Source organism: Pseudomonas sp. NFX5 (genome assembly GCF_049132125.1).
GTDB lineage: Bacteria > Pseudomonadota > Gammaproteobacteria > Pseudomonadales > Pseudomonadaceae > Aquipseudomonas > Aquipseudomonas marginalis.
On sequence record NZ_JAFMZG010000035.1, the window covers coordinates 183,672 to 207,987 of the forward strand.

The following is a 24,316-nucleotide window of genomic DNA, read 5'->3' on the forward strand; positions in this document are numbered from 1 at the left end:
CAAAAACAAGAGGGCTTGAACATGAACCTGCACAACAAAACCCTGGTCGTCACCGGCGTCGCCTCCGGCATTGGCGCCGAGCTTGCGCGGCTCGCGCGCTTCCAGGGTGCCACGGTGATCGGCGTTGATCGCCATGCACCGCAACTGACCCTGGATGGCTTTTTCCAGGCTGACCTGGGCGATCCGGCCAGCATCGATGCCCTGGTGGCGCGCCTGCCGGCACGGGTCGACGGGCTGTGCAACATTGCCGGCGTGCCCGGTACCGCGCCCGTGCAAGCGGTGGCCACGGTCAACTACCTGGGGTTGCGGCACCTGACTCAAGCGCTGCTGCCACGCATGGCGGCGGGCGGCAGCATCGTCAATGTCGCTTCGGTGCTCGGTGCGCAGTGGCCGCAACGCCTGGAGCTGCACAAGGCCCTGGCCGCGACGCACAGCTTCGAGGCCGGGCAGCAGTGGCTGGCGGCCAATCCGGTGGAGCAGGCCAGCTGTTATCAGTACTTCAAGGAAGCGCTGATCGTGTGGAGCTTCCAGCAATCCCAAGGCTGGTTTCGCGATCACGCGGTGCGTATCAACTGCGTGGCGCCGGGGCCGGTGTTTACCCCGATTCTCGACGATTTTGTCAGCATGCTCGGGCCGGAGCGGGTGGCTGCGGACAGCCAGCGCATGACCCGTCCGGCCCTGGCCGATGAGGTGGCGGCGGTGATCGCCTTTCTTTGCTCCGACGCCGCGCGCTGGGTCAACGGGGTCAATCTGCCGGTGGACGGTGGGTTGGCGGCGACCTACGTGTAGGGGGTGCTACAGCGGTAAACCCCGGTGCGGATCCACCGTGCCGGGGGTCTTGAACAACAACAAAAATACAGGACATACAAGATGCTCAAGCCTATCTTGCGGACGGTTGCGGCCGGGACCTTTATCGCACTGTCATCGACTGCACATGCTTACGACTTGCCCGGCCTCAACCTGGGCAGCACCAGTTTCTACGACGGCTCACCGGCACCCGCTGGCCCGGGCTGGTACCTGGAGGAATACCTGACGTACTCCCGGGCCAGCCGTTTCAATGATGCCAACGGCCACAAGCTGGCACTGCCCAACCAGGACGTGGAAGTGGTGGCGCCTACCACACAGATCATCTACCTCGGCCAACCCTTGGCGAATGGCGCGATGCCCGGATTCACCCTGATCAACACCTCCCTGGCCCATGTGGATGTCGACGACGGGTTGAACAATGCGGCCCTGAGTTCTCGCGCCGGCTTTGGTGATGTGATTGTGGGGCCCTTCCTGCAACTGCCGACCCTGAGCCGCGCCGATGGCAGCCCGCTGTTGACCCAACGTATCGAAGCCGATATCTCGGTGCCGGTGGGCGCCTATGACCGCAAGCGCTCGATCAACCCAGGCAGCAACTTCTGGTCATTCAACCCGTATTACGCGGCGACGTACTGGTTCAGCCCGAAGTGGTCGACGAGCGGGCGGTTCATGTACCTGTGGAATGGCAAGAACGATGATCCGCAGGCAGGCTTCGGGGATGTTTCCGATACCCAGGCCGGGCAGGCGTTGCATGCCAACCTGACCCTGCAATATGCCGTGAGCCAGCAACTGAGCGTGGGGGTTAACGGCTACTGGTTGAAGCAGATCACCGACACCCAGGTCGATGGGCACGCCGTGAGCGGGCGCCGGGAGAAGGTCTGGGCCATTGGCCCAGGCCTGGTCTACGGGTTCAGCAAGGAAGACGTGCTATCGGTAAACGCCTACTTCGAGCAGCAGGCGGAGAACCGCACGCAGGGCAACAAACTGGTGCTCAATTGGCTGCATAAGTTCTAGTGGGCGCCGTACGCACCATCACGCTGATGATGGTCAGTGCGGCAATCACCACCCCGGGGGAGGTCGCCAGCAGTACCCCGGCGGTGCCGGCGCCGGCGGCGAGCAGTTGCCCGGCCGCCAGCGGCCCGGCCACCGAACCCAGGCGGCCGACGGCCACCGCGGCACCGACACCGGTGGCGCGTACCGAGGTCGGGTAGGAGGGCGGTGCCGATGCGTACAGCACCAACTGCGCGGCCATCACGAACAGGCCGGCGGCAAAACCGGCGATGGCCATGGGCACGATGCCCACCGACAACCCGACTCCGGCCAATGCCGCCAGCAACCCGGCATACACACCCAGCACCACTTTGACGGCATTGCAGCGGTCCAGCAGCACGCCGCCGAGCAGCGAGCCGAGGGCGCCGCCGATATTGAAGAGCATCTGCACCATGCCCGCCTGGGGTTTGCTGAAACCCTGCTCCAGCAACAGCGACGGCAGCCAGTTAAGCAGCATGTACATCACGGTCAGGGTGAAGAAATAGCTGAGCCACAACGCCAATGTGGTGCGGGCGCGACCTTCGCCGAACAGCGCCTGGCCGGTAGAAGGGCGGGCGCCGTGCGTAGTGTCGCGCTGTTGGCGAAAGGCGCTGGACTCCGGCAGCAGCAGGATCATCAACGGCACGGCGAGCAACGGCGCCAGGCCACCGATGATAAAGGTGGTCTGCCAGTGCTCACTGGAAAACATCGCCACCACCGCGGCCAATGCGCCACCCAGCGGCACCCCGCAGTACATCACGCTGATGGCCGTGCCCCGGTTGCGTTCGCTCACTGCTTCGGCGCACAGCGCGATCAGGTTGGGCAGTGCGGCGCCCAGGCCCAGGCCGGTGAGAAAGCGCACCAGCAACAGGCTGGCGTAGCTGTCGACAAACGCGGTGCTCAGGGAAAACAGCCCGAACAGCAGCACGGCACCCACCAGGATTTTCTTGCGCCCTATGCGGTCGGCGACCCAGCCGCCGAAGAACGCCCCCGGCAGCAGGCCGATGATGCCGACGCTGAACACCCAGCCGAGCATCTTCGGATCCAGGGCGAACGTTTGACGTAACCCGGCGGCGGCAGTGCCGGCGGCCTGCAGATCGAACCCTTCGATCAGCGCAACGATAAAGCACAACGCAATAGTCAGCGTCGAACGACGCGATGGACTGTCCATGGGCAAACCTCATTGTTGTTTTTGTTGTGGTGACGAGCGCGAGTGGCTGCTGGTGATTAAGATAACAAAGATAACTAAAAAATGAATCGTGGATTAATCCGCCCATAAAACATGAATAAATCCATGTAATTCATTGGGTTGCGATGTTGATTCATATGCAACTAAAAAATAGATAGCTTTATTAATGTTCGATTATCGCTCAGTTGCGGTTGACGGGCACCGCCGGCTGTTTCCATTCTTGGCTCGCGAAGCCGACCGGGCCGAGCGTGTGCCACCCCAAAAACAACAACAAAAAATGGACATCGAACATGCCAGAACTCCCTATGGAGCAAGCCGTTGCAGCGGCGCCCGTCGCCTGTGTGTCGAACAATACCCCACGCCTGCTCATGGCATGCCTGGCCTTGAGCGTGTTGCCCACTTCGCTATGGGCCGCAGGCTTTATCGACGACAGCCACGGCACCTTGACCTTGCGCAATTACTACCTGGACCGCGACTACAAGGACGACGGAGCGAAGACCGCCGCGCGGGAATGGGCCCAGGCGTTCATCCTCAACCTGGAATCGGGCTACACCCCGGGCCCGGTGGGCTTCGGCCTGGATGTGCGCGGGTTGATGGGGGTCAAGCTCGACTCCTCGCCGGACCGCAGCGGCACCGAGTTGCTGCCGGTGTCGGCCAGCGACAAGCGCGCCGCCGATGAGTACTCGCGCCTGGCCCCGACTGCCAAGCTGCGGTTTGCGCAAACCACGGTGAAGGCCGGCGATGTGTCGATCTTCCTGCCGTTCGCCTTTGCCAGCCCGTCGCGCCTGTTGCCGCAAACCTTTCGCGGCACCACCTTGAGCTCCAAGGACATCGATGGCCTGACCTTCAACACCGGCTACATCGACCGCATCAACAAGCGCGACTCCACCGACTACCAGGCCATGACCATCGCTTCGCCCAACCGGCGTTTCAACGCCACCGCCACCACGTCGCACCTGGCGTATGTGGGCGGGGACTATCAGGTCAACAAAGACCTCAGCCTGCGCCTCTATCACTCCCAGGTCGCCGACCTCTACCAGCAGGACACCCTGGCGCTGTTGCACAACCTGCCGTTGGGCGATGGCGTGCTCACCAGCGACCTGCGCAGTTTTTTCAGCCGCGAGGATGGCAGTGCCAAGGCGGGCAAGGTGGATAACCGCAACCTCTCGGCGCTGTTCGGCTACCGCCTCGGCGGCCATCGCGTCAGCCTTGGCTACATGCACTCAAGCGGGGAGACGGCCACACCCTATATCTCCGGCACCGAGTTGATGGGCATGAGCGAGCTGACCATGAGCTCGGACTTTCTCAACGCCAAGGAGCGCACCTGGCAAGCCATCTATGACTACGACTTCGCCGCAGCGGGTGTGCCGGGGCTCAAGAGTCGGCTGCGCTATGTGCGCGGCGACAACATCGAACTGGCCGCTTTCAATGCCGAGGACCGCAAGGAGCGCGAGTTCCAGATGGAGTTGGGGTATGTGATCCAGGACGGCCCGCTGAAGAACGTCGGGTTCATGGCGCGCAAGTCGATCTACCGCAATGACTTCCCGAGCGGCGCGGCGTTTCGCGATGAAAACCAGACCCGTTTCCTGGTCCTCTACACCGTGGCGCTCTGGTAGGCCGCTCAGTCCTGATAGACCTTCTTCAGCAGGCGCAGCAGCTCTTCGCGTTCCTGGGCGTCAAGGGCGGCCGTGGCGTCCAGGTCACTCTGGGCGGCGATGGCCTTGAGTTCCTTGAGCAGGATTTCGCCGCTCTTGCTGAGGAAGATCCCGTAGGAGCGCTTGTCCGGCTTGCAGCGCACCCGCACGGCGAGGGCGCGGCTTTCCAGCTTGTTCAGCAACGGCACTACCTGGGGCGGCTCGATGGCCAGGGCGCGGGCCAGGTCGGCCTGCATCAGCCCGGGGTTCTGCTCGATGATCGCCAGGGCCGAGAACTGTGCAGGGCGCAGGTCGTGGTCCGACAGCCGGCCGATCAGGTTCTGGAACAGCTTGAGCTGGGCGCGGCGCATGGCGTAGCCGATCAGATCGTCCAGGGCTGAATCCAGCGGCGGCCGTACCTCGTCGTTGTCGGGCAGGGCCTGGCTGGCGGCGGCGATGGTGGAAGGCTTGGCCATTGGCAGTGCAATCCTCAGAAGGTGGAGGTTAAGAAGGCTATCTAGTTTGCCGGGGTTGGCGCGCCATGGCTATGCCGGCTTTTCACAACGCCTGGAAAACGCAGGTTTCATCGCGTAAAAATATTGGTTATCCGGATTAATAGTTAATTGACATAACTATATTTGCGGTTTAATTTCGAATCATCTTCAAACCCAGAACAAGAGCGTACCGCCATGAGCAATTACGAAGGCCGTTGGACCACCGTCAAGGTTGAGATCGAAGAAGGCATCGCCTGGGTCATTCTCAATCGTCCGGAAAAACGCAACGCCATGAGCCCGACCCTGAACCGGGAAATGATCGACGTCCTCGAAACCCTCGAGCAGGACCCTGCCGCCGGCGTGCTGGTGCTGACTGGCGCGGGCGAAGCCTGGACCGCCGGCATGGACCTCAAGGAATACTTCCGCGAAGTGGACGCCGGCCCGGAAATCCTCCAGGAAAAAATCCGTCGCGAAGCCTCGCAATGGCAATGGAAACTGCTGCGCATGTACGCCAAGCCGACCATCGCCATGGTCAATGGCTGGTGCTTCGGCGGTGGCTTCAGCCCGCTGGTGGCCTGCGACCTGGCGATCTGTGCGGACGAAGCGACCTTCGGCCTTTCGGAAATCAACTGGGGCATCCCGCCGGGCAACCTGGTGAGCAAGGCCATGGCCGACACCGTGGGCCATCGCCAATCGCTGTACTACATCATGACCGGCAAGACCTTTGGCGGGCAGAAAGCCGCCGAAATGGGCCTGGTCAACGAAAGCGTGCCGCTGGCTCAACTGCGCGAAGTGACCATCGAACTGGCGCGCAACCTGCTGGAGAAAAACCCGGTGGTGCTGCGTGCCGCCAAGCATGGCTTCAAGCGCTGCCGCGAATTGACCTGGGAGCAGAACGAGGATTACCTCTACGCCAAGCTCGATCAGTCGCGCCTGCTCGACACCGAAGGCGGTCGCGAGCAGGGCATGAAGCAGTTCCTCGACGACAAGAGCATCAAGCCTGGTCTGCAGGCGTATAAACGCTGAAGGGCGCGGCCGCCTGGCCGCGCCGTTGTACCCTGCTTGAACGTATTCCCGATAAAGACAATAAAGAGGAATCACCATGCTGGACGTGCCCCTGTTGATCGGCGGCCAGTCGTGCCCCGCCCGTGACGGTCGAACCTTCGAGCGCCGCAACCCGGTGACCGGTGAAGTGGTCTCGCGGGTGGCCGCCGCCACCCTGGAAGATGCCGACGCCGCCGTAGCGGCCGCCCACGCCGCGTTCCCCGCGTGGGCGGCGCTGGCACCCAACGAACGCCGCACCCGCCTGCTCAATGCCGCCGAGCAATTGCAGGCGCGCAGCGCCGAATTCATTGCCGCCGCCGGCGAGACCGGCGCCATGGCCAACTGGTATGGCTTCAACGTGCGCCTGGCGGCCAATATGCTGCGCGAAGCGGCGTCGATGACCACCCAGATCACCGGTGAAGTGATCCCCTCCGATGTCCCCGGCAGTTTCGCCATGGCCTTGCGTCAGCCTTGCGGCGTGGTACTGGGCATCGCGCCGTGGAATGCCCCGGTGATCCTCGCCACCCGCGCCATCGCCATGCCGTTGGCCTGCGGCAATACCGTGGTGCTCAAGGCCTCGGAGCTGAGCCCTGCGGTGCACCGCCTGATTGGCCAGGTGTTGCAGGACGCCGGCCTGGGCGATGGCGTGGTCAATGTCATCAGCAATGCCCCGGCGGATGCCGCTGCGATTGTCGAGCGGCTGATCGCCCACCCGGCCGTGCGCCGGGTCAACTTCACCGGCTCGACCCATGTGGGGCGGATTGTCGGCGAACTCTCGGCGCGTCACCTCAAGCCGGCCTTGCTGGAACTGGGCGGCAAGGCGCCGTTGCTGGTGCTCGACGACGCCGACCTCGACGCGGCGGTGGCAGCGGCGGCCTTTGGCGCCTATTTCAACCAGGGCCAGATTTGCATGTCCACCGAGCGCCTGATTGTCGATGCCAAGGTCGCCGATGCGTTCACCGCCAAGCTGGCGGCCAAGGTCGCGACCCTGCGCGCAGGCGATCCCATTGCAGCGGATTCGGTTCTGGGTTCCCTGGTGGACGCCGGCGCCGGCACACGCATCAAGGCCCTGATCGACGATGCCCTCGCCAAGGGCGCGCGGCTGGTGGTGGGTGGCCAACTGGACGGCAGCATCCTGCAGCCGACCCTGATCGATGGCGTTACCGAGCATATGCGCCTGTACCGCGAAGAATCCTTCGGTCCGGTGGCGGTACTGCTGCGCGGTGACGGGGATGAAGCCTTGTTGCGCCTGGCCAACGACTCCGAGTTCGGCCTCTCGGCGGCGATCTTCAGCCGTGACACCGGGCGTGCACTGGCCCTGGCCCAGCGTGTCGAGTCGGGCATTTGCCATATCAACGGCCCGACCGTGCATGACGAGGCGCAGATGCCGTTTGGCGGGGTCAAGTCCAGCGGCTACGGCAGCTTCGGCGGCAAGGCCTCGATCGAGCACTTCACGCAATTGCGCTGGGTGACCTTGCAGAACGGGCCACGGCATTACCCGATCTGAGCAGGCGTCGCGACATAACAATAACAAGGCGGCGTTGACCCGCCTTGCTGGAGGACACCCTTGTGAGTTCCGAATTCAGACCGCAACCCCAGCCCGCACCGCGATACCGCGAGGTCTCCATCGGCCACGCAGCGGTGGCGGTCACTGAAGAACACGGCGTGCTGCATATGCGCTCCCTGGAGCCCCTGGCCGAGTTGCCGGCGCGCCTGCTCGATCGCCTGGTGCATTGGGCCCGGGTGCGCCCCGAGCAGACGTTTATCGCGGCCCGCCAGGCCGGTGGTGATTGGCGCCGGGTCAGCTACCGCGAGATGCTCGACAGCGTGCGTGCGATTGCCCAGGGCCTGTTGAGTTACGGGCTCTCGGCGCATAAGCCGCTGGCCTTGCTGTCGGGCAACGACATCGAGCATTTGCAGGTTGCCCTCGGCGCGATGTACGCCGGTATTCCTTACTGCCCGGTGTCGCCGGCGTATTCGTTGTTGTCCCAGGATTTCGCCAAGCTGCGGCATGTGTGCAACCTGTTGCAACCGGGGCTGGTGTTCGTCAGCGATGCGGCGGCTTACCAGCGCGCCATCGACGCCGTCCTGCCGGCCGAGACCCCGCTGATCAGCGTGCGCGGCCACGTGCCTGGGCGCACTCAGGCCAGCTTCGCCAGCCTGCTGCAAACGCCGGGCGCCGCCGAGGCCGACGCGGCGTTCCAGGCCACCGGCCCCGACAGCATCGCCAAGTTCCTGTTCACCTCGGGTTCGACCAAGTTGCCCAAGGCGGTGATCACCACCCAGCGCATGCTTTGTGCCAACCAGCAAATGCTGCTGCAGACGTTCCCGGTGTTCGGTGAGGAACCGCCGGTGCTGGTGGACTGGCTGCCGTGGAACCACACCTTCGGTGGCAGCCATAACGTCGGCATCGTGCTCTACAACGGCGGCACCTTTTACCTCGACGACGGCAAGCCGACCGCCCAGGGCTTTGCCGAGACCCTGCGCAACCTCAAGGAAGTCTCGCCCACGGCCTACCTGACGGTGCCCAAGGGCTGGGAAGAACTGGTCAACGCCCTGGAACAGGACGCCGAGTTGCGTGAACGCTTTTTTGCGCGGATGAAACTGTTCTTCTTCGCCGCCGCCGGCCTGTCGCAAAGTATCTGGGATCGCCTTGACCGCGTGGCCGAACAGCACTGCGGTGAACGTATCCGCATGATGGCCGGGCTGGGCATGACCGAAGCCGCGCCGTCCTGCACCTTCACCACCGGGCCGTTGTCCATGGCCGGCTACATCGGCTTGCCCGCGCCGGGCTGCGAGGTGCGCCTGGTGCCGTTGGACGGCAAGTTCGAAGGGCGCTTTCGCGGGCCGCACATCATGCCGGGGTACTGGCGGGCGCCGGAGCAAACCGCCGAGGTGTTCGACGACCAGGGTTTCTACTGTTCAGGTGACGCGATCAAGCTCGCCGACCCGCACCAGCCGCAATTGGGGCTGATGTTCGACGGGCGGATTGCCGAGGATTTCAAGTTGTCTTCCGGGGTGTTTGTCAGTGTCGGCCCGTTGCGCAATCGCGCGGTGCTCGACGGCGCGCCCTATGTGCAGGACCTGGTGATTGCCGCGCCGGACCGCGAATGCCTGGGCGCCCTGGTATTCCCCCGGCTCTACGAGTGCCGTCGGCTGGCCGGTTTGAGCGCTGACGCCAGCGACGCCGAGGTGCTGGCCAGCGCGCCGGTACGCCAGTGGTTCGCCGACTGGTTGCAGCGCCTCAACCGCGAGGCCACCGGCAATGCCAGTCGCCTGGAATGGATTGCCCTGCTCGACGAGCCAGCGTCCATCGATCGCGGGGAAATCACCGACAAGGGTTCGATCAACCAGCGCGCCGTGCTGCAATGGCGCGCGGCCAGGGTCGAGGCGCTGTATCGCGGTGAAGACCCTGCGATCCTGCGCGCCGGGCCCAAGCCTTGAACAGCGCCGGGCAGTACTCGGCGTTTGCCGATGCGGCGATTTTCGCGGCGGTGCGCACGCCGTGGGTCGACCTTGGCGGTGCACTATCCCAGGTGTCGCCTATCGATTTGGGAATCAAGGTGGGCCGCGAAGTGCTGGCCCGGGCCGGCATCGACCCCCTGGCGGTGGACAGCGTGCTGGCCGGCTCCATGGCCCAGGCCAGTTTCGATGCCTACTTGCTGCCTCGGCATATCGGCTTGTACAGCGGGGTGGCGCAAGCGGTCCCGGCACTGGGGGTGCAGCGCATCTGCGCCACCGGTTTCGAGCTGCTGCGCCAGGCCGCTGAACAACTGCGCGACGAGGTGCAACTGGCGCTGTGCGTGGCCAGTGAATCCATGTCGCGCAACCCGATTGCGGCCTACACCCATCGGGATGGGTTTCGCCTCGGCGGCGAGGTGCAATTCAAGGATTTTCTCTGGGAGGCCCTGTACGACCCGGCCCCCGGCCTGGACATGATCGCCACCGCCGACAATCTTGCGCGCCGTTATGGCCTGAGCCGCAAGGCCGTGGACCGCTACGCCTGCGACAGCCACCAGCGTGCCTTGCAGGCGCAACGTGACGGCGTGTGGGCGGAAGAAATCGTCACGGTCGATAACCAGGTGTTCGAGCTTGAGGGGTACCAGCCCAGGGGCATCAGCCTGGCGCGCCGGGAGAGTGCCGTCAGCGCCGACAGCCACCCACGTTCTACCGACCTTGAAGCCCTGACGCGCTTGCGCGCCGTGCATCCAGGCGGCGTGCAAACCGCCGGCAACAGTTGCGCGGTGGTCGATGGTGCGGCGGCGGCTTTGGTGGGGCGTGCCTCGGCCTGCACGCGCCCGGCCCTGGCGCGGCTGCTGGCCAGCGCGGTGGTCGGTGTGGCCCCCGAGTTCATGGGCATCGGCCCGGCACCGGCGATCCGCCTGCTGCTGCAACGCAGCGGCTTGAACCTGGGCGACATCGGCCGCTTCGAAATCAACGAAGCCCAGGCCGCCCAGGTACTGGCGGTTGCCCATGAACTGGAGCTGGACAGCAGCCGCCTCAACGTCGAGGGCGGTTCCCTTGCCCTGGGGCATCCGTTGGCTGCCACCGGCCTGCGCCTGGTGATGACCCTGGCCCGGCAACTGCGCCAGCACAACCTGCGCTACGGGATTGCCGCGGCGTGCGTGGGCGGCGGGCAGGGCATGGCGTTGCTGATCGAGAACCCTGTCTACCGCGCTTGATGGTTTTTTTAGTCGATGAGGTGTCCCGATGTGGAGCTATGAGGCGCCCCTGGGCGATATGCAATTTGTCCTGGAACACTGGCTGCAGGCGCCCGATACCTGGCAGCGCCACCCGGCATTCGCGGCCCTGGACCTGCCGCTGGCGCTACAGGTGCTGGAGGAGGCGGCACGCTTCAGCCAGGGCGTGCTGGCGCCGTTGAATAGCAGCGGTGATCGCCAGGGCTGCCGCTGGCAGGCGGGCCGGGTCAGCACCCCGGACGGCTTCGTCGAGGCCTATCGCGCCTATGTCGAGGGGGGCTGGCCGGCGCTGGCGTGTGCCGAGGAGCAGGGCGGGCAGGGCTCGCCGCAACTGCTCGATGCGGCGCTGCAAGAGATGCTCTATGCCAGCAACCACGCCTGGGCCATGTACACCGGGATCGCCCACGGTGCCTACCTGTGTCTCAAGGCCCACGCCGCCCCATGGTTGCAGGCGCGCTACCTGCCCGACATCGTCAGCGGCCAGGCCTTGCCCACCATGTGCCTGACCGAGCCCCAGGCCGGCAGCGATGTCGGCTTGCTGCGTTGTCGCGCGCAGCCCCAGGCGGATGGCAGTTATCGCCTCAGCGGCAGCAAGCTGTTTATCTCCGGCGGCGAGCACGACCTCACGGCGAATATCCTGCACCTGGTGCTGGCGCGCCTGCCCGATGCGCCGCCGGGCAGTCGTGGCATTTCACTGTTCCTGGTGCCCAAGCAGCTGGACGATGGCCAGGCCAATGGCGTGCACTGCGACGGCATCGAACACAAGATGGGCATCAAGGGCAGCGCCACCTGCTCCCTGGTGTTCGACGCCGCCCAGGGCTGGCTGGTCGGCGAGCCCAATCGCGGCCTGGCGGCGATGTTTGTGATGATGAATTCGGCGCGCCTGCATGTGGGCCTGCAAGGCCTGGGGCATGTCGAGGCGGCCTGGCAGAACGCTCGCCAGTACGCCGCCGAGCGCTTGCAGATGCGTGCGCCGTCAAGGCCGGAAGAGGTGGTGGCCCAGGCGGCTGACCCGATCCGTTATCACCCGGCCATGCGCCGCGTGTTGCTGGAGCTGCGCACCACCAGCGAGGGCATGCGCGCCATCGGCTATTGGGCGGCGCACCTGCTTGATCAGGCCGAGCACGGCCAGGACCCGTCGGCGGCGCAGTTGGCGCCGCTGCTGACCCCCATCATCAAGGCGTATTTCACCGAACAGGGCTTTCGCCAGGCCAGCCAGGGGCTGCAGGTGTTCGGCGGTTACGGCTACGTCACCGAGTTCGCCATCGAACAAACCCTGCGGGACAGCCGTATCGCGATGATCTATGAGGGCAGTAACGAGATCCAGGCCAATGACCTGTTGCTGCGCAAGGTGCTGGGGGATGACGGCCGAGCCTTTGGCCTGCTGCTGGCCGAGTTGCGCGCCGAGGCCGCGCAGGGCGCGCAGTATGAGGAATGCGCAGGCTTTTCCGATGCGTTGGCCAGCCTGTGCGACGCGTTGGCCAGTGTGGTGCACGCCATCCGTGAACGCACCCACGAGGACAGTGAATACCCCTATCGGGCGGCGCCGGATTTCCTCCAGCTCTGTGGCGTCGCGTTGCTGGCCTTTGCCTGGGCGCGGGCCGCGCGGGTCTCCAGGGCCCTGCGCGAAGACGATCCGCTGCGTGCCGCCAAGCTGCAAAGCGCCGGGTTCTTTTTCGATTACCTGCCGTCGCGGCTGGCGCAGCACCTGGGCGCCATAGACGGGGCACGGGCAGCGCTGGCGTTCATCTGACGCGGCCAGGTGCTTGCGGTACTACTTGCGGTACCATGGCGGCTCACGTTTTCTGGAAGTTGCCTGGATGAGTAAACCCGGTCAATTGGTGCTGGTTGCACTGCGCAAGATGATTGCCAGCGGGGAGTTGGCGGCGGGCGAGCGGCTGATGGAGATTCCCACGGCGCAGCTGTTCGGCGTGTCGCGCATGCCGGTGCGCATGGCCTTTCGTACCCTTGAGCAGGAAGGACTGCTGGTGCCGTTTGGCGGGCGCGGCTATCAGGTGCGTTCGGTCAGCCCCAGCGACATTGCCGGCGCCGTCGAAGTGCGCGGCGTGCTTGAGGGCCTGGCAGCGCGTCAGACCGCCGAGCTTGGTTTATCCGACGCGGCGCGTGCGGCGCTGGAGCGCTGCCTGGTGGAAGGCGATCAACTGTTCGAAAAGGGCTACGTGACCGAGGATGACCTTGAGGTCTATCACGACCTGAACATGCGCTTTCACCAGGTCATCGTCGAAGGCAGCCACAACCCGGCGATCGCCGACGCGCTGGCCCGCAATGATCACCTGCCGTTCGCCTCGGTGACCGCGCTGGCGGTGGATCGCGAGGACATGGCCCGCGAGTACCGACGCTTCAACTATGCCCACATGCAGCATCATTCGGTTTTCGATGCCCTGGTCAATCGCCAGGGCGCGCGGGCCGAAGCCATCATGCGCGAACACGCCAATGCGACGTTGCGCTATGCCGAGATCTTCAGCTCAGCCACCGCCGCCGCGCGCATGAAGGTGATTTTGCCCGCGTCGTGAACCCTGTCAGATATCGAGTACCAGCAGCGGGGTTTTCGAGCGCGAGCAGCAGGGGGTGAACTGGTCATTCAGGGCCTGTTCCTGTTCGGTGAGGAACAGGTCGCGGTGCTCCGGTATGCCCTCCAGCACACGGGTCAGGCAGGTGCCGCAAATCCCCTGTTCGCAGGACACGGCAATCTCTATGCCGTGGCTTTCCAGGACCTGGACCACGGTCTTGTCGGCGGGAATTTCAAAGACCTGGCCGCTGCTGCCGAGCTTCACCGAAAAGCCGCCGTCGAGGCTGCTGTCCACCGGTGCCGCGCTGAAGTATTCGCGGTGCAGGCAGTCTTCCTGCCAGCCCTGCGCGCGTGCGCTGTCGAGCACATGCTGCATGAACCCGCCGGGGCCGCAGACATACAGGTGCACGTCATCGGCGGGCGCTGCCAGCACTTCGGCGATGTTCAGCGCGGTGTGGGGCTGCTCATCGAAATGCAGGAACACCCGCGCGGCAAACGGCGACGCCTCGAGCCGCTGCACAAACGCCGCACGCTCACGGGCGCGGGCGCAGTAATGCAGCTCGAAGTCGGCACCTACATGGGCCAGGCGCTCGGCCATGCACAGGATCGGGGTGATGCCGATGCCACCGGCAAACAGCAGGCTGCGTCGCGCGTTGTCGGCCAGGGGAAACAGGTTGCGCGGTGCGCTGATGGTCAGGCGGGCGCCCTCGTGAACCTGCTCGTGCAGGCTGCGCGAGCCACCCCGGGACGCCGGGTCCTTGAGCACGCCGATCAGGTAGCGATGACGTTCTTCGGGGTGATTGCACAGGGAATATTGCCGGATCACCCCATCGGGCAAGTGCACGTCAATATGCGCGCCGGCACTGAAGGCCGGCAGCGGCTGGCCATCGACACTGGCCAGTTCATAGCTGCAAATGTCCTGGGCTTCGTTATGACGGGATACCACCACCACATCGATCATGTTCAGTCCTCGCAAAGTTGTCGCGCTGTTCAGGCGGTGGTGGTGGCGATCAGTTGCGGTTCGAGGGCGCGTTCCTTGGCAATCAGTCGCTCCAGGATCTTGCGCGATTGCACGCCACCCGCGTCGATATTCAACTTGAGCAGGTTGCGCTGCGGATGGGCCAGCAGGTTCTGTTGCTGGCGTTCGAGCATCTCCAGGTCCTCGCTGAAAATCTTGCCCTGGCCCTCGCGAATGCTTGCGGTCAGCGCCTCGTCGTGGGGGTTGAAGTTGCGCGCCATGCCCCAGAAGTACCAGATCGAGGTGTCGGTTTGCGGGGTGATGAAGTCGACCACGATGCTGGCAGCCTTGTGTTCGGGGGCGGCGTTATAGCCACCTTTGCCGGCGTGGGCCACGCCGACTTCGATCAATACATGGCTGGGCGGGGTGAAGCGGCAGATCTGCCAGCGGTCCACCGGCACGTCATCGGCAAGGTTATTGCCGCGCAGGGCCATGCGCCAGAACGGCGGGGCCATGATGTTTTCCATGTGCCGGGCGGTGACCACTTCATCGCCGTCCACCGTGGTCACGGGCGGTGCCTCGTCGATTTCCTTCTGGCCGATGCTGGAGGCGTGCACATAGGTTTCGTGGGTCAGGTCCATCAGGTTGTCGATCATCAGGCGGTAGTCGCATTGGATATCGAACAGCCCGCCGCCATAGGCCCACTGGTCACTCACGGCCCATTCCAGGTGGTGGATCAGCGCCGGGTCGGCCTGGGCCTGATCGCCGGGCCATACCCAGATGAAGCCGTAGCGTTCAACGGCGGCAAAGGTCTTGTTGCAGGGAAAACCACGTACCCGCTGGCCGGGCATTTCCACGGTCTTGCCGTCGCCGCCCATGACCAGGCCGTGGTAGCCGCAGACCAGGTTGCCGTTCTCGACATACCCCAGTGAAAGCGGCGCGCCGCGATGGGGGCAGAAGTCCTCGACCGCCACCACGGCGCCTTCCTGGCCACGATAAAACACCATCTTTTCGCCGCAGATCTGTCGACCCAGGGGCTTGTGTGCGATTTCATCGGGGGTACAGGCGACATACCAGGTGTTCTTGGGGTACATGATGACTCTCCAGGCGGCGGATTGTTTTTATTTAATGGATCCATTAAATGGCTGGCCTTATGGAGAGTCAATCTATTTTGGTTGTTTTATTGGGCGATTATCGGACGATTACGTTTCAATGGATCCACTGGTTGGATTCAGTAGCGAATCATCACTGACTTCAACTCGGTGTAGTCTTCGATGAAGGCGCTGCCGAACTCCCGGCCTATCCCGGAGGACTTGTTGCCGCCAAACGGCACCGCCGGGTCCAGCATCGTGTGCATGTTCACCCACACTGTGCCGGCCTCGATGGCGGGCACCATGCGCAGGGCTTTGCTGAGGTCGTTGGTCCACAGGCTGGCGCTCAAGCCGTAGGGAGTGTTGTTCATCAAGGCCAGCAGTTCTTCTTCGCTGTCGTACGGCAAGAACGTGGCAATGGGGCCGAAGGTCTCTTCGTTGAGCAGGGTGTCGTTGACGCTGTTGGCGAGGATGATCGTCGGCTCGACGTAACAGCCCGGCCGGTCGATCAGGTTGCCACCGTGAATGATGCGGTTGTTTTCGGCACGGGCCTTGGCGAAGAACTCGCCGAGTTTGAGCTGGTGCTGGCGGTTGGTGACCGGGCCGAATTCGGTGCGCTCGTCCAGAGGCGAGCCGATGTTCAGCGTGCTCAGGCGCTGGGCCAGTTTGCCCATCACCGTTTCGATCTGCGAACGATGCACAAAGAAGCGTTCGGCGGCGGCGCAGATTTGCCCGGAGTGCAAAAAGCCCGCTTCGATGATGCCGTTGACGGCCTTGTCCAGGTCCACATCGGGCAGGAACCCGGCCGAGTTCTTGCCGCCCAGTTCAAGGGTGGCGCGGGTCAGCCCGGCGCCCATGGCACTCTGGCCCACCGCAATCCCGGTCGGCACGGAGCCGGTGAACGACACCTTGTCGGTGCCGGGGTGTTCGATCAGGCCTTTGCCGACGCTGCCGCCGCCGGTCAAGACGTTCAGCGCACCGGCGGGAAGGCCGGCGGCAATCGCCAGTTCGGCGATGCGCAGGATGGTCAGCGGCGTGAACTCGCTGGGCTTGATGATGATGCTGCAACCGGTCACCAGCGCCGAGGCGAGTTTCCAGATGGCGATCATGGTCGAGAAATTCCACGGCACGATGCCGACCACCACTCCGACCGGCTCGCGCAGGGTGAACGCGGTGTAGCGCTCGCCGGCGAAGGAGGGCAACGATGGGGTGATGGTCTGGCCGCTGATCTTGGTGGCCCAGCCGGCGTAGTAACGCAGGAAGTGCGCGGCCTGGTCGACTTCGAAGGCGCGGGAAATCTGGATGATCTTGCCTGACTGGCAGGTTTCGATCTGTGCCAGTTCTTCGCGGTGTTGCTCCAGCAGGTCGGCCAGTTTGAACAGCACGTTGCCGCGCACCGCTGGTGCGACCTGCGACCACTGTTTGAAGCCTCGGCTCGCGGACGCCACGGCCGCGTCAATGTCGGCCGGGTCGGCGTCGGCGACATCGGCGATGACCTGGCCGGTGGCCGGGTTGATCACCTCCAACCGCTGGCTGGAATGGCTCTCGACGTAGCCACCGTCAATGAACAACGTATGGGTTCGACGGAGGAAGGCTTCAACCTGGGGCAGCAGTGGAATATCGCTCATGGGTTTTTCCTGGTGGCAGAGATTGAAAAGCCCGAGGTTAATCCCAGTGGCCGGAACGGGCTTGACTGTGGCTGCCCAGTGGCATGTCTGTGGCTGCCAGCGCCTGTGCACGGCGGATCAGCCTGAGCCTTTGAAAAGTACAATCTTGACTCTGGAAGGTGCATGTCCTGCCAGGAAGGCACGCTCCATACTGGCCCTGCATCCGGCGCCGCGCCTTGATTTCTGGCGCTGCCCGGACATCCAATAATAAGCAGGGCCATCCATGAAAAAGCCAAACCCGCTCCTTGAAGACCTCAAGTCCATCCTGCCGACCATCGCCGCCAATGCCTTCGTGGCCGAGCAGGACCGCCAGGTGCCCGCCGAGAATATTGCGCTGCTCAAGAGCATCGGTATGCACCGTGTGTTTCAGCCGAAAGTGTTCGGCGGCATGGAGTTGTCGCTGCCGCAGTTTGCCGACTGCATCGCCTTGCTCGCGGGGGCCTGCGCCAGCACGGCCTGGGCCATGAGCCTGTTGTGTACCCACAGCCATCAATTGGCACTGTTCTCGGCCCAACTGCAGCAGGAGGTCTGGGGCACTGACCCGGATGCCACGGCCAGCAGCAGCATCGCGCCGTTCGGGCGCACCGAGGAAGTCGAGGGCGGCGTGCTGTTCAGCGGAGAAATGGGCTGGAGCAGCGGCTGTGATCACGCCGAGTGGGCGATCGTGGGTTTCCGCCGCAACAACCCCCAGGGCTCCCAGGATTACTGCTTCGCGGTGCTGCCGCGCAGTGACTACCAGATCCGCGATGACTGGTTTGCCGCCGGCATGAAGGGCAGCGGCACCAAGACCTTGATCATCGACAAGGCCTGGGTGCCGGAACACCGCATCCAGAAAGCCAAGGACATGATGGAAGGCAAGTCCGCCGGCTTCGGGCTGTACCCCGACAGCAGGATTTTCTACTCACCGTACCGGCCGTATTTTGCCAGCGGTTTTTCCACCGTCAGCCTGGGCGTCGCCGAGCGGATGCTCGAGGTGTTCCGCGAAAAGACCAAGACCCGCGTGCGCGCCTACACCGGCGCGGCGGTCGGTGCCGCGACCCCGGCGTTGATGCGCCTGGCCGAGTCGACGCACCAGGTGGCCGCCGCGCGCGCCTTCCTCGAAAAAACCTGGGACGAACACGCTGAACACAGTGAGCAGCAGCGCTACCCCAGCCGCCAGACCCTGGCGTTCTGGCGCACCAACCAGGCCTACGCGACCAAGATGTGCATCCAGGCGGTGGACCGTCTGTTCGAAGCCGCCGGCGGCAACGCCTGGTTCGAGCACAACGAGATGCAGCGCCTGTTCCGCGACTCGCACATGACCGGCGCCCATGCCTACACCGACTACGACGTCTGTGCACAGATCCTCGGCCGCGAGCTGATGGGCCTGGAGCCCGATCCGAGCATGATCTGAAGCTGCTTTTGAAAACAACAATCAGGGCTGCGCCTGACGCAGCCCGGGAGTCTTGCATGTCTGAATCGACCTTCGACCCACGCGCCTTTCGCCGGGCCCTGGGCAACTTTGCCACGGGCGTGACCGTGGTCACCGCCGCCGACGCCTCCGGCCGCAAGGTGGGCGTTACCGCCAACAGCTTCAACTCGGTGTCCCTGGACCCACCGCTGGTGCTGTGGAGCATCGACAAACGCTCCAGCAGTCACGGGGTATTCGAGGAGGCCAGCCACTTCGCGGTCAACGTGCTGGCGGCGGACCAGATCGACCTCTCGAACAATTTTGCCCGGCCCAAGGACGACCGCTTCGCCGAGATCGCCTATGCACCGGGGGAGGGCGGGGCGCCGGTGTTCGCCGATTGTGCGGCACGTTTTCACTGCGAGAAATACCAGCAGGTGGATGGCGGCGATCACTGGATCATGATCGGCAAGGTGGTGGCCTTCGACGATTTCGGGCGCTCGCCGCTGCTCTACCACCAGGGCGCCTACTCCATGGTCCTGCCCCATACGCGCATGACCAGGCGCGACGAAAGCCAGCCGCCGAGCAGCCACTTCCAGGGGCGCCTGAACCATAACCTGTATTACCTGATGACCCAGGCGGTTCGCGCCTACCAGTCCAGCTACCAGCCCCGGCAACTGTCCACCGGCCTGCGCACCAGCGAGGCGCGGATGCTGATGGTGCTTGAGAACGATGCCCGCCTGAGCACTGGCGACCTGCTGCGGGAAGTGGCGATGCCGGTGCGGGAAATCGACGACGCCGTGGCCAACCTCAAGCGCAAGGGGCTGGTCGATGACGACGAGCACGGCGTGCGCCTGACCGCGGCGGGTATCGAGCAGACCGAAGACCTCTGGGCCATTGCACGGGAACAGCAGGAGAAGGTGTTCGCCGAGTTCAGCCAGGACCAGATCGACACCTTCAAGACGGTGTTGAAGGGACTGATCAGCCACTGCTGACTGGCCAAGATCCGATGCCGGCAACGGCATCGGATTTTTTTGCGTCACGCTCAGCGGGCTTCGGCCAACTCATCGACTACGCGCAACTGAAACGCCGCCAGCGCCGCGTTCGGTTGCTGCAACTGCACAAACTCCAGCATGGGGTCGCCGACCTGTGTCCTGACGCCCACCAATTCCTCAATGGTCGCCAGCCCGCAAAACGGTACATAGGCTTCGGAGTAGCCGCCTTCGTGCACCAGCACCAGGCGGCCCTGGCACAGGCGTTCGGCTGCTTGGCGTACAAGACGGGTCATGTGCCGGAACGAGTCACTGTGCAACAGCATTCGCGCCAGTGGGTCGACCGCGTTGGCGTCGTAGCCGCAGGCGACGATGATCAATTCCGGCTCGAAGCGCTCCAGCGCCGGAATCACGATACGCTCCATCGCGTGCAGATACGCCTCATGACCGCTGCCGGGGGGCAGCGGGATATTGATATTCGCGCCCAGCCCCGCGCCGCGCCCGCGATCGGCTTCACCGCTGTAACCTGCCGGGAAACAGCCGTCCTGATGCAGGGAAATCGTCAGCACGTCGCCGCGTTCTTCGAAGATCGATTGGGTGCCGTTGCCGTGGTGCACGTCCCAGTCGATCACCGCGACGTTGCCCAGGCCACGCCGTGCTTTTGCAGCTTCGATGGCGATGGCGATGTTGGCCAGGAAGCAGAAGCCCATGGCGTTGTCGGCGAGGCAGTGGTGGCCGGGTGGGCGTGACAGAGAATAGGCATTGTCGACTTCGCCGCACAGCACCGCATCCACTGCCGCCATGGCCAGCCCGGCGGAGAGCCTGGCTATTTCATAACTGCCTGGCCCGATGGGCGCGTGGGGGCCCAATTCGCCGCCCCCGGCATCGCTCATCGCCTTGAAGCGTTGCAGGTAGTTGGGCGTGTGCACCCGCAGCAGGTCTTCAGCGGTGGCCGCGTTGGCACTGCGCACCTGTAAGTGGCGGGTCAGGCCGGAAACGTCCAGCAGGCTCTTCAAGCGACGCTTGGTTTCCGGTGACTCGGCGTGGCCGGCGGCGGCAGGCGGTTGCACCCACCCGCCCACCGGTAAGGTCAAGGCGTGCAACCCGGCGCTGTGCCAGAGGCTGAGTTCGTCGAAGAAAAATGCACTTTTTCGGCTCATCGTCTTTCCATTTTCGTTGGGGTAAAAGGGCCTGTCAGGCATTTGGGCGGCTGCCCAGTATCAACACCAGGGACAGCACGGTGATGCACGCCCCTGCGATCAGCAGTGATTGGAAGCCGCCGCTGGCTTCGATCATCCGGCCAGCCACGGTCGGGCCGATGGCCAGGCCGCCACCGATCACCAGGTTGGAGGTGTTCATCAATTTTCCGGAGCGGTCGAGGTCGGCCAGGCAGGCCAGGACCAGCGGCAGAATGAAGGTCCAGGTGAACTTGAAAAGCAGCGCCGCCAAGGCAAAACGCAGCATGTCGGGCTGGCCCAGCAGCAACAGCACGGCGCCTGCCATCAACGCGTACCCCAGCAGTAACAGCAACAGGCGTGGCAGACGGTCGCCGATCAGCGAGGCACAACCGGCCCCGACGATGCCCATCACCGTGGCGAGCGCCAGAATCTCGCCACTGGCCTCGGCAGAGAGGCCGGCATGGCTGCTGATGGAACCGATAAAGGTCCAGACACCGCTCAGGCTGACGTAGAAACTCAGCAGGCCCAGAATGCCCAGTGCGGCTTTCCACCGGGAGGCGAGGGCGATGCGCTCGGCGGCTTTTTCAGGCGCCGGGCTGCCCTGGGGAAAGTGCCGTGCCAGGGGCAGAAAGAGCGTCATCAAGGCGGCGAGGATCAGGTAGCAGGCTGACAGCCCGTAGTGCTCGAACAGCCGGGGCAGGATGCTCAGGCCGATCGCCCCGACCACCAGTTGCCCCATCACCCATAACCCGTAGACACGCCCGGGATTGGCCGTGGAGGCCGCACTGGACAGGCAGATGATCATCAACGAGCCACCGGCCAGGGCGCTGCAAAAGCGCAGTGCCAGGAGTATCGGGTAGTCGCGGGCCAGCATTGAAAGCAGGTTGGCGGCGATGAACAGCAACCCGGCCAGCAAGGCGGCGCGGCGCCAGTCGACACGCTTGAGCCACCACAGTGCGGGCAGGGTGGCCAGGCTCATGGCGCCGAGTTCGGTGGAGAACAGGTCCCCGATCTGTGACGGGCTCAACTGCCATTGCGTCGCCAGTTGCGCAGCCACGGCCGGTGCGGTCATGAGAATGGTCGGGGTGATGGCAGCGAACAGCACAATGGCTGCCAGCAATGCCAATGGGGATGAGGCGTGGGCGCGTTCATCGGTCAGCGGTTGGGTCTGGGTGTTCATGGGCAAGCTCCGATGAGGGGATTCAGAACACATGGACCAGACGCAGCAGCGCGTCGGTACCGTGATAGCCGTTGTCGGTGGCGACGTTCTGCGAGAGGCCGAACATCAACTGGTTCTGTTTATCCAGCCAGTGACCAACCTCGAAGCCCACCTGGGTGTAGCGCTTGTGGGTGTTGTCGATGCGCTGGTCATTGATCCGCAATTCGCCACCATCGGTGTGGATCAGTCGCAGTGCGCCGTAGGTGCTGGGTGTGAAGTCGTAGGAAGCAAAGGCTTGCAGGCGATACAGCGGGTCCTGTTTCAGGTCGCTGCCGAAGTAGTTGTCGTTCTTGCCGTAGAGCTGGGCTTCGAGGTTGGCTTCCAGCACCCACTTTTCGCCGATGCCCTGGGTGTAGTTGTAGACAAAGGTGGTGCCCCAGCGATTGGCACCGGGCGATACATCGGGATTGTTACCGTGGTATTCGCCCACAGGCAGGGTGATCAGGGTCAGTAGGCCGCTGTAGGTGCGCGAGGCCGGATCGTTGATGAAAAACACCGTGCCGCCGACCTGGGGATCACCGAAACCGCTTTCTGCGCTGCGTTGGCCGGCACCCGGCAGGCGGGCGTTGATGTCGGCGAAAGGCACGATGAACTGTGGGGTGCAGAGGGTGCCGCAGAGGTCGGTGAAGAACACTTGGCGGTACGCCACGGCGTTGACCTTCAGGTCGGCCTTGCCGGTGCTGTCGGCCGGGCCGTGGAAGTCACTGGCGCGGCTTGCCGGCAGGTACAGCACGCCCAGGCTGGTGCCCGAGGGGGCGCCGAAAAAGTCCCGGGCGTTGAGGTCGGCCGCACTGGCGTGCAGGCTCGACAGGCCGCCGAGCAGGGCCAGTGTGGTGGTGCGGGTGAAGGTGTGGATCATGGGCATGGCATCTCTTCTTTGAGGTGTTGTGTGGCGAACGGCTCGCCCGTGGGTGGCAGGGGGGACAAAAAAAGCGCACAGGTGTCCCGTGGCCGTCAAAACGACAGCGAAAAAGTCAGCGCGGGTCAGTGGTGCCGATCAATCAGGCGGGGCGTGCAGCAGGTGGGCGATTCGGGCTTTGTCCTTGACCCCGAGTTTGCTGTAGATGGCGCGGATGTGATGGCGCACGGTATTGGGCGACATGCCCAGGTCGCGGGCGACTTCCTTGTAGGTCTTGCCTTCGCCGAAACCCTGGGCCACCGCATTCTCCCGAGGGCTCAGTTGCATCAGCACCGTACGGCTGCGGGCCGCCAGCAGGAGCAGGTCGCCGACCGTCGAGGCCTCGACCTGCAGGTGCTTGCCGTCATAGCCCTCGGCGTCCATCGCGACCGGCAGGCAAGGGCCGGTCCAGTCCGGCCATTCGCTCAGCAGCAAGTCGACGAAGCCACGTTCCGTACAGTGCAGGGTGCCGCGCTGGTCGCACACGGCAAGTGCGAGATTGCGCGGGTGGGTGAGGGCTTCGCGCATGGCGACCAGGGTACGAATCTGATTGGCCGAGACCGCCGCCACCAGGTGCCGCATGAGGTTGTTCAGCAGCAGGCAGTCCTGCTCGGTAAAGCGTGGGGCGTCGGGCGCACGGTAGAGCGTGAGGTGATCGCTGAGGTGGGTTTGCGGGTCGATGTACACCACGCACAGTAACTCACCGATCGCGTAGCACGAGCCGAGCCAGTTGAGCCCCGGGCCGTTGGCGGGGTTGCGCATGTCGACGATGACCGCTTGCCCCGGCACGTCGTTGACCCTGGCAATGGTTACATCGATATGGCGAATCGATTGCCAATCGGCCAGGTAGCTGCGGGGCAGGTTGTAGAGGTAGGAGCTGTGTTCTTCGGGCAGGCCGTCAATCAGCGCAGCCCGGCCCCACCAGGCGCTGTCGAAGGGCAGCAACTGTCGGATGCAGCTCAGCGCCGCTTCGTGGAAGTGTTCTATGTCTTTGTCCTGCGCCAGGCGTTGGAGCTCCAGTGTCATCGCGCTGAATGCCTCCAGCAGGCTGGCGTGACCATGATCATGACGGCTCATTCGTATGTACCTCTGTGCGACATTCTTATTGTTTTCGTCACGAAGTCATTAAGGGCCGGAACGTCGTTTGGACGTGGGCAGGGCCTGGGGACAAGTATCGACGGGTTGAAAGCCGATCACCATCCTACAGATGCACGATAGCGCCCGACGCAGGGCTTTTTTGGATGGCAGCCACGCGCAAAGGCCTTGCAGGCTCGTACAAGCAATCACGCTCGGTTTGCGATCAGATCCGGGGTTTCGACTCGATCAGAAAGGGCCAGGCCGATGTTCTTCAAGAAAAAACAGCCGATGCAGGACCTTGCCGCCGTCCTCAAGCAACTGCTGGCGGGGGAGGTGTTGGGAACCCAGGCACTGCACGCTTATCCGTCGGTGCAGGCCGACCTGGAGCAACTCGCCACACAACGTGCGCAGGCTACGCGGCAGTT

The 24,316-nt window shown here is 64.1% G+C and carries 20 protein-coding genes; 11 read left to right on the plus strand and 9 right to left on the minus strand.

From position 1 onward, the window contains the following. Window positions 1-21: 21 nt before the first annotated feature. Entirely contained in the window at window positions 22-789 is a 768-nt protein-coding gene (locus J1N02_RS25440; RefSeq protein ID WP_027603457.1) for a coniferyl-alcohol dehydrogenase, read from the plus strand. Window positions 790-870: 81 nt separating this feature from the next. Then, a complete protein-coding gene (locus tag J1N02_RS25445; protein ID WP_027603458.1) occupies window positions 871-1,818 on the plus strand; it encodes a SphA family protein in 948 nt (315 codons plus the stop codon). On the opposite strand, the gene mhpT is transcribed toward J1N02_RS25445, so the two are convergent. Continuing rightward, window positions 1,796-3,004: a 3-(3-hydroxy-phenyl)propionate transporter MhpT gene (gene mhpT, locus J1N02_RS25450; RefSeq protein WP_027603459.1), complete on the minus strand. Its 1,209-nt coding sequence runs from the start codon at window positions 3,002-3,004 to the stop codon at window positions 1,796-1,798. The genes J1N02_RS25445 and mhpT overlap by 23 nt on opposite strands. A gap of 308 nt (window positions 3,005-3,312) precedes the next feature. Here mhpT and J1N02_RS25455 point away from each other — a divergent pair, with 308 nt between their 5' ends. Further along, a complete protein-coding gene (locus J1N02_RS25455) occupies window positions 3,313-4,638 on the plus strand; it encodes an OprD family porin (protein WP_027603460.1) in 1,326 nt (441 codons plus the stop codon). A gap of 5 nt (window positions 4,639-4,643) precedes the next feature. Here the strand turns inward: J1N02_RS25455 and J1N02_RS25460 are convergent, their stop codons facing one another. Next, window positions 4,644-5,132 carry a MarR family winged helix-turn-helix transcriptional regulator gene (locus J1N02_RS25460; RefSeq protein ID WP_027603461.1) on the minus strand — a complete coding sequence of 163 codons (489 nt, stop codon included), beginning with the start codon at window positions 5,130-5,132 and terminating at the stop codon, window positions 4,644-4,646. A 213-nt stretch (window positions 5,133-5,345) separates the two neighbouring features. Between J1N02_RS25460 and J1N02_RS25465 the strand changes: the two genes are divergently transcribed. The 6 genes from J1N02_RS25465 (at window position 5,346) to J1N02_RS25490 (ending at window position 13,428) form a co-directional block, all read left to right on the plus strand. Then, window positions 5,346-6,176 carry a p-hydroxycinnamoyl CoA hydratase/lyase gene (locus tag J1N02_RS25465; protein WP_010567568.1) on the plus strand — a complete coding sequence of 277 codons (831 nt, stop codon included), beginning with the start codon at window positions 5,346-5,348 and terminating at the stop codon, window positions 6,174-6,176. A gap of 76 nt (window positions 6,177-6,252) precedes the next feature. Then, window positions 6,253-7,701, plus strand: a complete 1,449-nt coding sequence (locus tag J1N02_RS25470; RefSeq protein WP_421147952.1) for an aldehyde dehydrogenase — start codon at window positions 6,253-6,255, stop codon at window positions 7,699-7,701. Window positions 7,702-7,763: 62 nt separating this feature from the next. Beyond that, window positions 7,764-9,638: a feruloyl-CoA synthase gene (locus tag J1N02_RS25475; protein ID WP_421147953.1), complete on the plus strand. Its 1,875-nt coding sequence runs from the start codon at window positions 7,764-7,766 to the stop codon at window positions 9,636-9,638. After that, window positions 9,635-10,876 (plus strand): thiolase family protein, encoded by a 1,242-nt coding sequence (locus J1N02_RS25480; protein WP_421147954.1) that lies wholly within the window; start codon window positions 9,635-9,637, stop codon window positions 10,874-10,876. The genes J1N02_RS25475 and J1N02_RS25480 overlap by 4 nt, the downstream gene beginning before the upstream one ends. 28 nt (window positions 10,877-10,904) lie before the next feature. After that, window positions 10,905-12,647, plus strand: coding sequence for an acyl-CoA dehydrogenase (locus tag J1N02_RS25485; RefSeq protein WP_421147955.1), 1,743 nt, complete (start codon window positions 10,905-10,907; stop codon window positions 12,645-12,647). Window positions 12,648-12,714: 67 nt separating this feature from the next. Beyond that, a complete protein-coding gene (locus J1N02_RS25490; protein ID WP_065939635.1) occupies window positions 12,715-13,428 on the plus strand; it encodes a GntR family transcriptional regulator in 714 nt (237 codons plus the stop codon). A 6-nt stretch (window positions 13,429-13,434) separates the two neighbouring features. Here J1N02_RS25490 and J1N02_RS25495 read toward each other — a convergent pair whose 3' ends face one another. The 3 genes from J1N02_RS25495 to J1N02_RS25505 all read right to left on the minus strand — a co-directional run bounded on the left by J1N02_RS25495 (window position 13,435) and on the right by J1N02_RS25505 (window position 17,101). After that, window positions 13,435-14,385 carry a PDR/VanB family oxidoreductase gene (locus J1N02_RS25495; protein ID WP_421147956.1) on the minus strand — a complete coding sequence of 317 codons (951 nt, stop codon included), beginning with the start codon at window positions 14,383-14,385 and terminating at the stop codon, window positions 13,435-13,437. Window positions 14,386-14,414: 29 nt separating this feature from the next. Next, window positions 14,415-15,476, minus strand: coding sequence for an aromatic ring-hydroxylating oxygenase subunit alpha (locus J1N02_RS25500; RefSeq protein WP_065939637.1), 1,062 nt, complete (start codon window positions 15,474-15,476; stop codon window positions 14,415-14,417). 137 nt (window positions 15,477-15,613) lie between these two features. After that, window positions 15,614-17,101, minus strand: coding sequence for an aldehyde dehydrogenase family protein (locus tag J1N02_RS25505; RefSeq protein ID WP_421147957.1), 1,488 nt, complete (start codon window positions 17,099-17,101; stop codon window positions 15,614-15,616). 262 nt (window positions 17,102-17,363) lie between these two features. On the opposite strand from J1N02_RS25505, the gene J1N02_RS25510 reads away from it, so the two are divergent. Next, entirely contained in the window at window positions 17,364-18,533 is a 1,170-nt protein-coding gene (locus J1N02_RS25510; RefSeq protein ID WP_027603470.1) for a p-hydroxyphenylacetate 3-hydroxylase oxygenase component, read from the plus strand. A 56-nt stretch (window positions 18,534-18,589) separates the two neighbouring features. Further along, on the plus strand, window positions 18,590-19,522 hold the full coding sequence (locus J1N02_RS25515) for a p-hydroxyphenylacetate 3-hydroxylase reductase component (protein WP_098479861.1): 933 nt from the start codon (window positions 18,590-18,592) through the stop codon (window positions 19,520-19,522). A 50-nt stretch (window positions 19,523-19,572) separates the two neighbouring features. Here the strand turns inward: J1N02_RS25515 and J1N02_RS25520 are convergent, their stop codons facing one another. From J1N02_RS25520 to J1N02_RS25535, 4 genes are all read right to left on the minus strand, one after another. Then, the gene (locus J1N02_RS25520) at window positions 19,573-20,679 is read right to left on the minus strand and encodes a class II histone deacetylase (protein WP_027603472.1); all 1,107 of its coding nucleotides are present in this window, start codon (window positions 20,677-20,679) and stop codon (window positions 19,573-19,575) included. A gap of 34 nt (window positions 20,680-20,713) precedes the next feature. Beyond that, on the minus strand, window positions 20,714-21,877 hold the full coding sequence (locus J1N02_RS25525; RefSeq protein WP_092359669.1) for an MFS transporter: 1,164 nt from the start codon (window positions 21,875-21,877) through the stop codon (window positions 20,714-20,716). A 22-nt stretch (window positions 21,878-21,899) separates the two neighbouring features. Beyond that, entirely contained in the window at window positions 21,900-22,781 is an 882-nt protein-coding gene (locus tag J1N02_RS25530; RefSeq protein ID WP_421147958.1) for a transporter, read from the minus strand. Between the two features lie 132 nt (window positions 22,782-22,913). Continuing rightward, entirely contained in the window at window positions 22,914-23,891 is a 978-nt protein-coding gene (locus tag J1N02_RS25535; protein ID WP_027603475.1) for a helix-turn-helix transcriptional regulator, read from the minus strand. Between the last annotated feature and the right edge of the window lie 425 nt (window positions 23,892-24,316).

Coding starts and splice junctions, on each gene's coding strand:
- J1N02_RS25440 (WP_027603457.1), top strand. CDS start 22: ATGAACCTGCACAACAAAACCCTGGTCGTCACCGGCGTCGCCTCCGGC.
- J1N02_RS25445 (WP_027603458.1), top strand. CDS start 871: ATGCTCAAGCCTATCTTGCGGACGGTTGCGGCCGGGACCTTTATCGCA.
- mhpT (WP_027603459.1), bottom strand. CDS start 3,004: ATGGACAGTCCATCGCGTCGTTCGACGCTGACTATTGCGTTGTGCTTT.
- J1N02_RS25455 (WP_027603460.1), top strand. CDS start 3,313: ATGCCAGAACTCCCTATGGAGCAAGCCGTTGCAGCGGCGCCCGTCGCC.
- J1N02_RS25460 (WP_027603461.1), bottom strand. CDS start 5,132: ATGGCCAAGCCTTCCACCATCGCCGCCGCCAGCCAGGCCCTGCCCGAC.
- J1N02_RS25465 (WP_010567568.1), top strand. CDS start 5,346: ATGAGCAATTACGAAGGCCGTTGGACCACCGTCAAGGTTGAGATCGAA.
- J1N02_RS25470 (WP_421147952.1), top strand. CDS start 6,253: ATGCTGGACGTGCCCCTGTTGATCGGCGGCCAGTCGTGCCCCGCCCGT.
- J1N02_RS25485 (WP_421147955.1), top strand. CDS start 10,905: ATGTGGAGCTATGAGGCGCCCCTGGGCGATATGCAATTTGTCCTGGAA.
- J1N02_RS25490 (WP_065939635.1), top strand. CDS start 12,715: ATGAGTAAACCCGGTCAATTGGTGCTGGTTGCACTGCGCAAGATGATT.
- J1N02_RS25495 (WP_421147956.1), bottom strand. CDS start 14,385: ATGATCGATGTGGTGGTGGTATCCCGTCATAACGAAGCCCAGGACATT.
- J1N02_RS25500 (WP_065939637.1), bottom strand. CDS start 15,476: ATGTACCCCAAGAACACCTGGTATGTCGCCTGTACCCCCGATGAAATC.
- J1N02_RS25505 (WP_421147957.1), bottom strand. CDS start 17,101: ATGAGCGATATTCCACTGCTGCCCCAGGTTGAAGCCTTCCTCCGTCGA.
- J1N02_RS25510 (WP_027603470.1), top strand. CDS start 17,364: ATGAAAAAGCCAAACCCGCTCCTTGAAGACCTCAAGTCCATCCTGCCG.
- J1N02_RS25515 (WP_098479861.1), top strand. CDS start 18,590: ATGTCTGAATCGACCTTCGACCCACGCGCCTTTCGCCGGGCCCTGGGC.
- J1N02_RS25520 (WP_027603472.1), bottom strand. CDS start 20,679: ATGAGCCGAAAAAGTGCATTTTTCTTCGACGAACTCAGCCTCTGGCAC.
- J1N02_RS25525 (WP_092359669.1), bottom strand. CDS start 21,877: ATGAACACCCAGACCCAACCGCTGACCGATGAACGCGCCCACGCCTCA.
- J1N02_RS25530 (WP_421147958.1), bottom strand. CDS start 22,781: ATGCCCATGATCCACACCTTCACCCGCACCACCACACTGGCCCTGCTC.
- J1N02_RS25535 (WP_027603475.1), bottom strand. CDS start 23,891: ATGAGCCGTCATGATCATGGTCACGCCAGCCTGCTGGAGGCATTCAGC.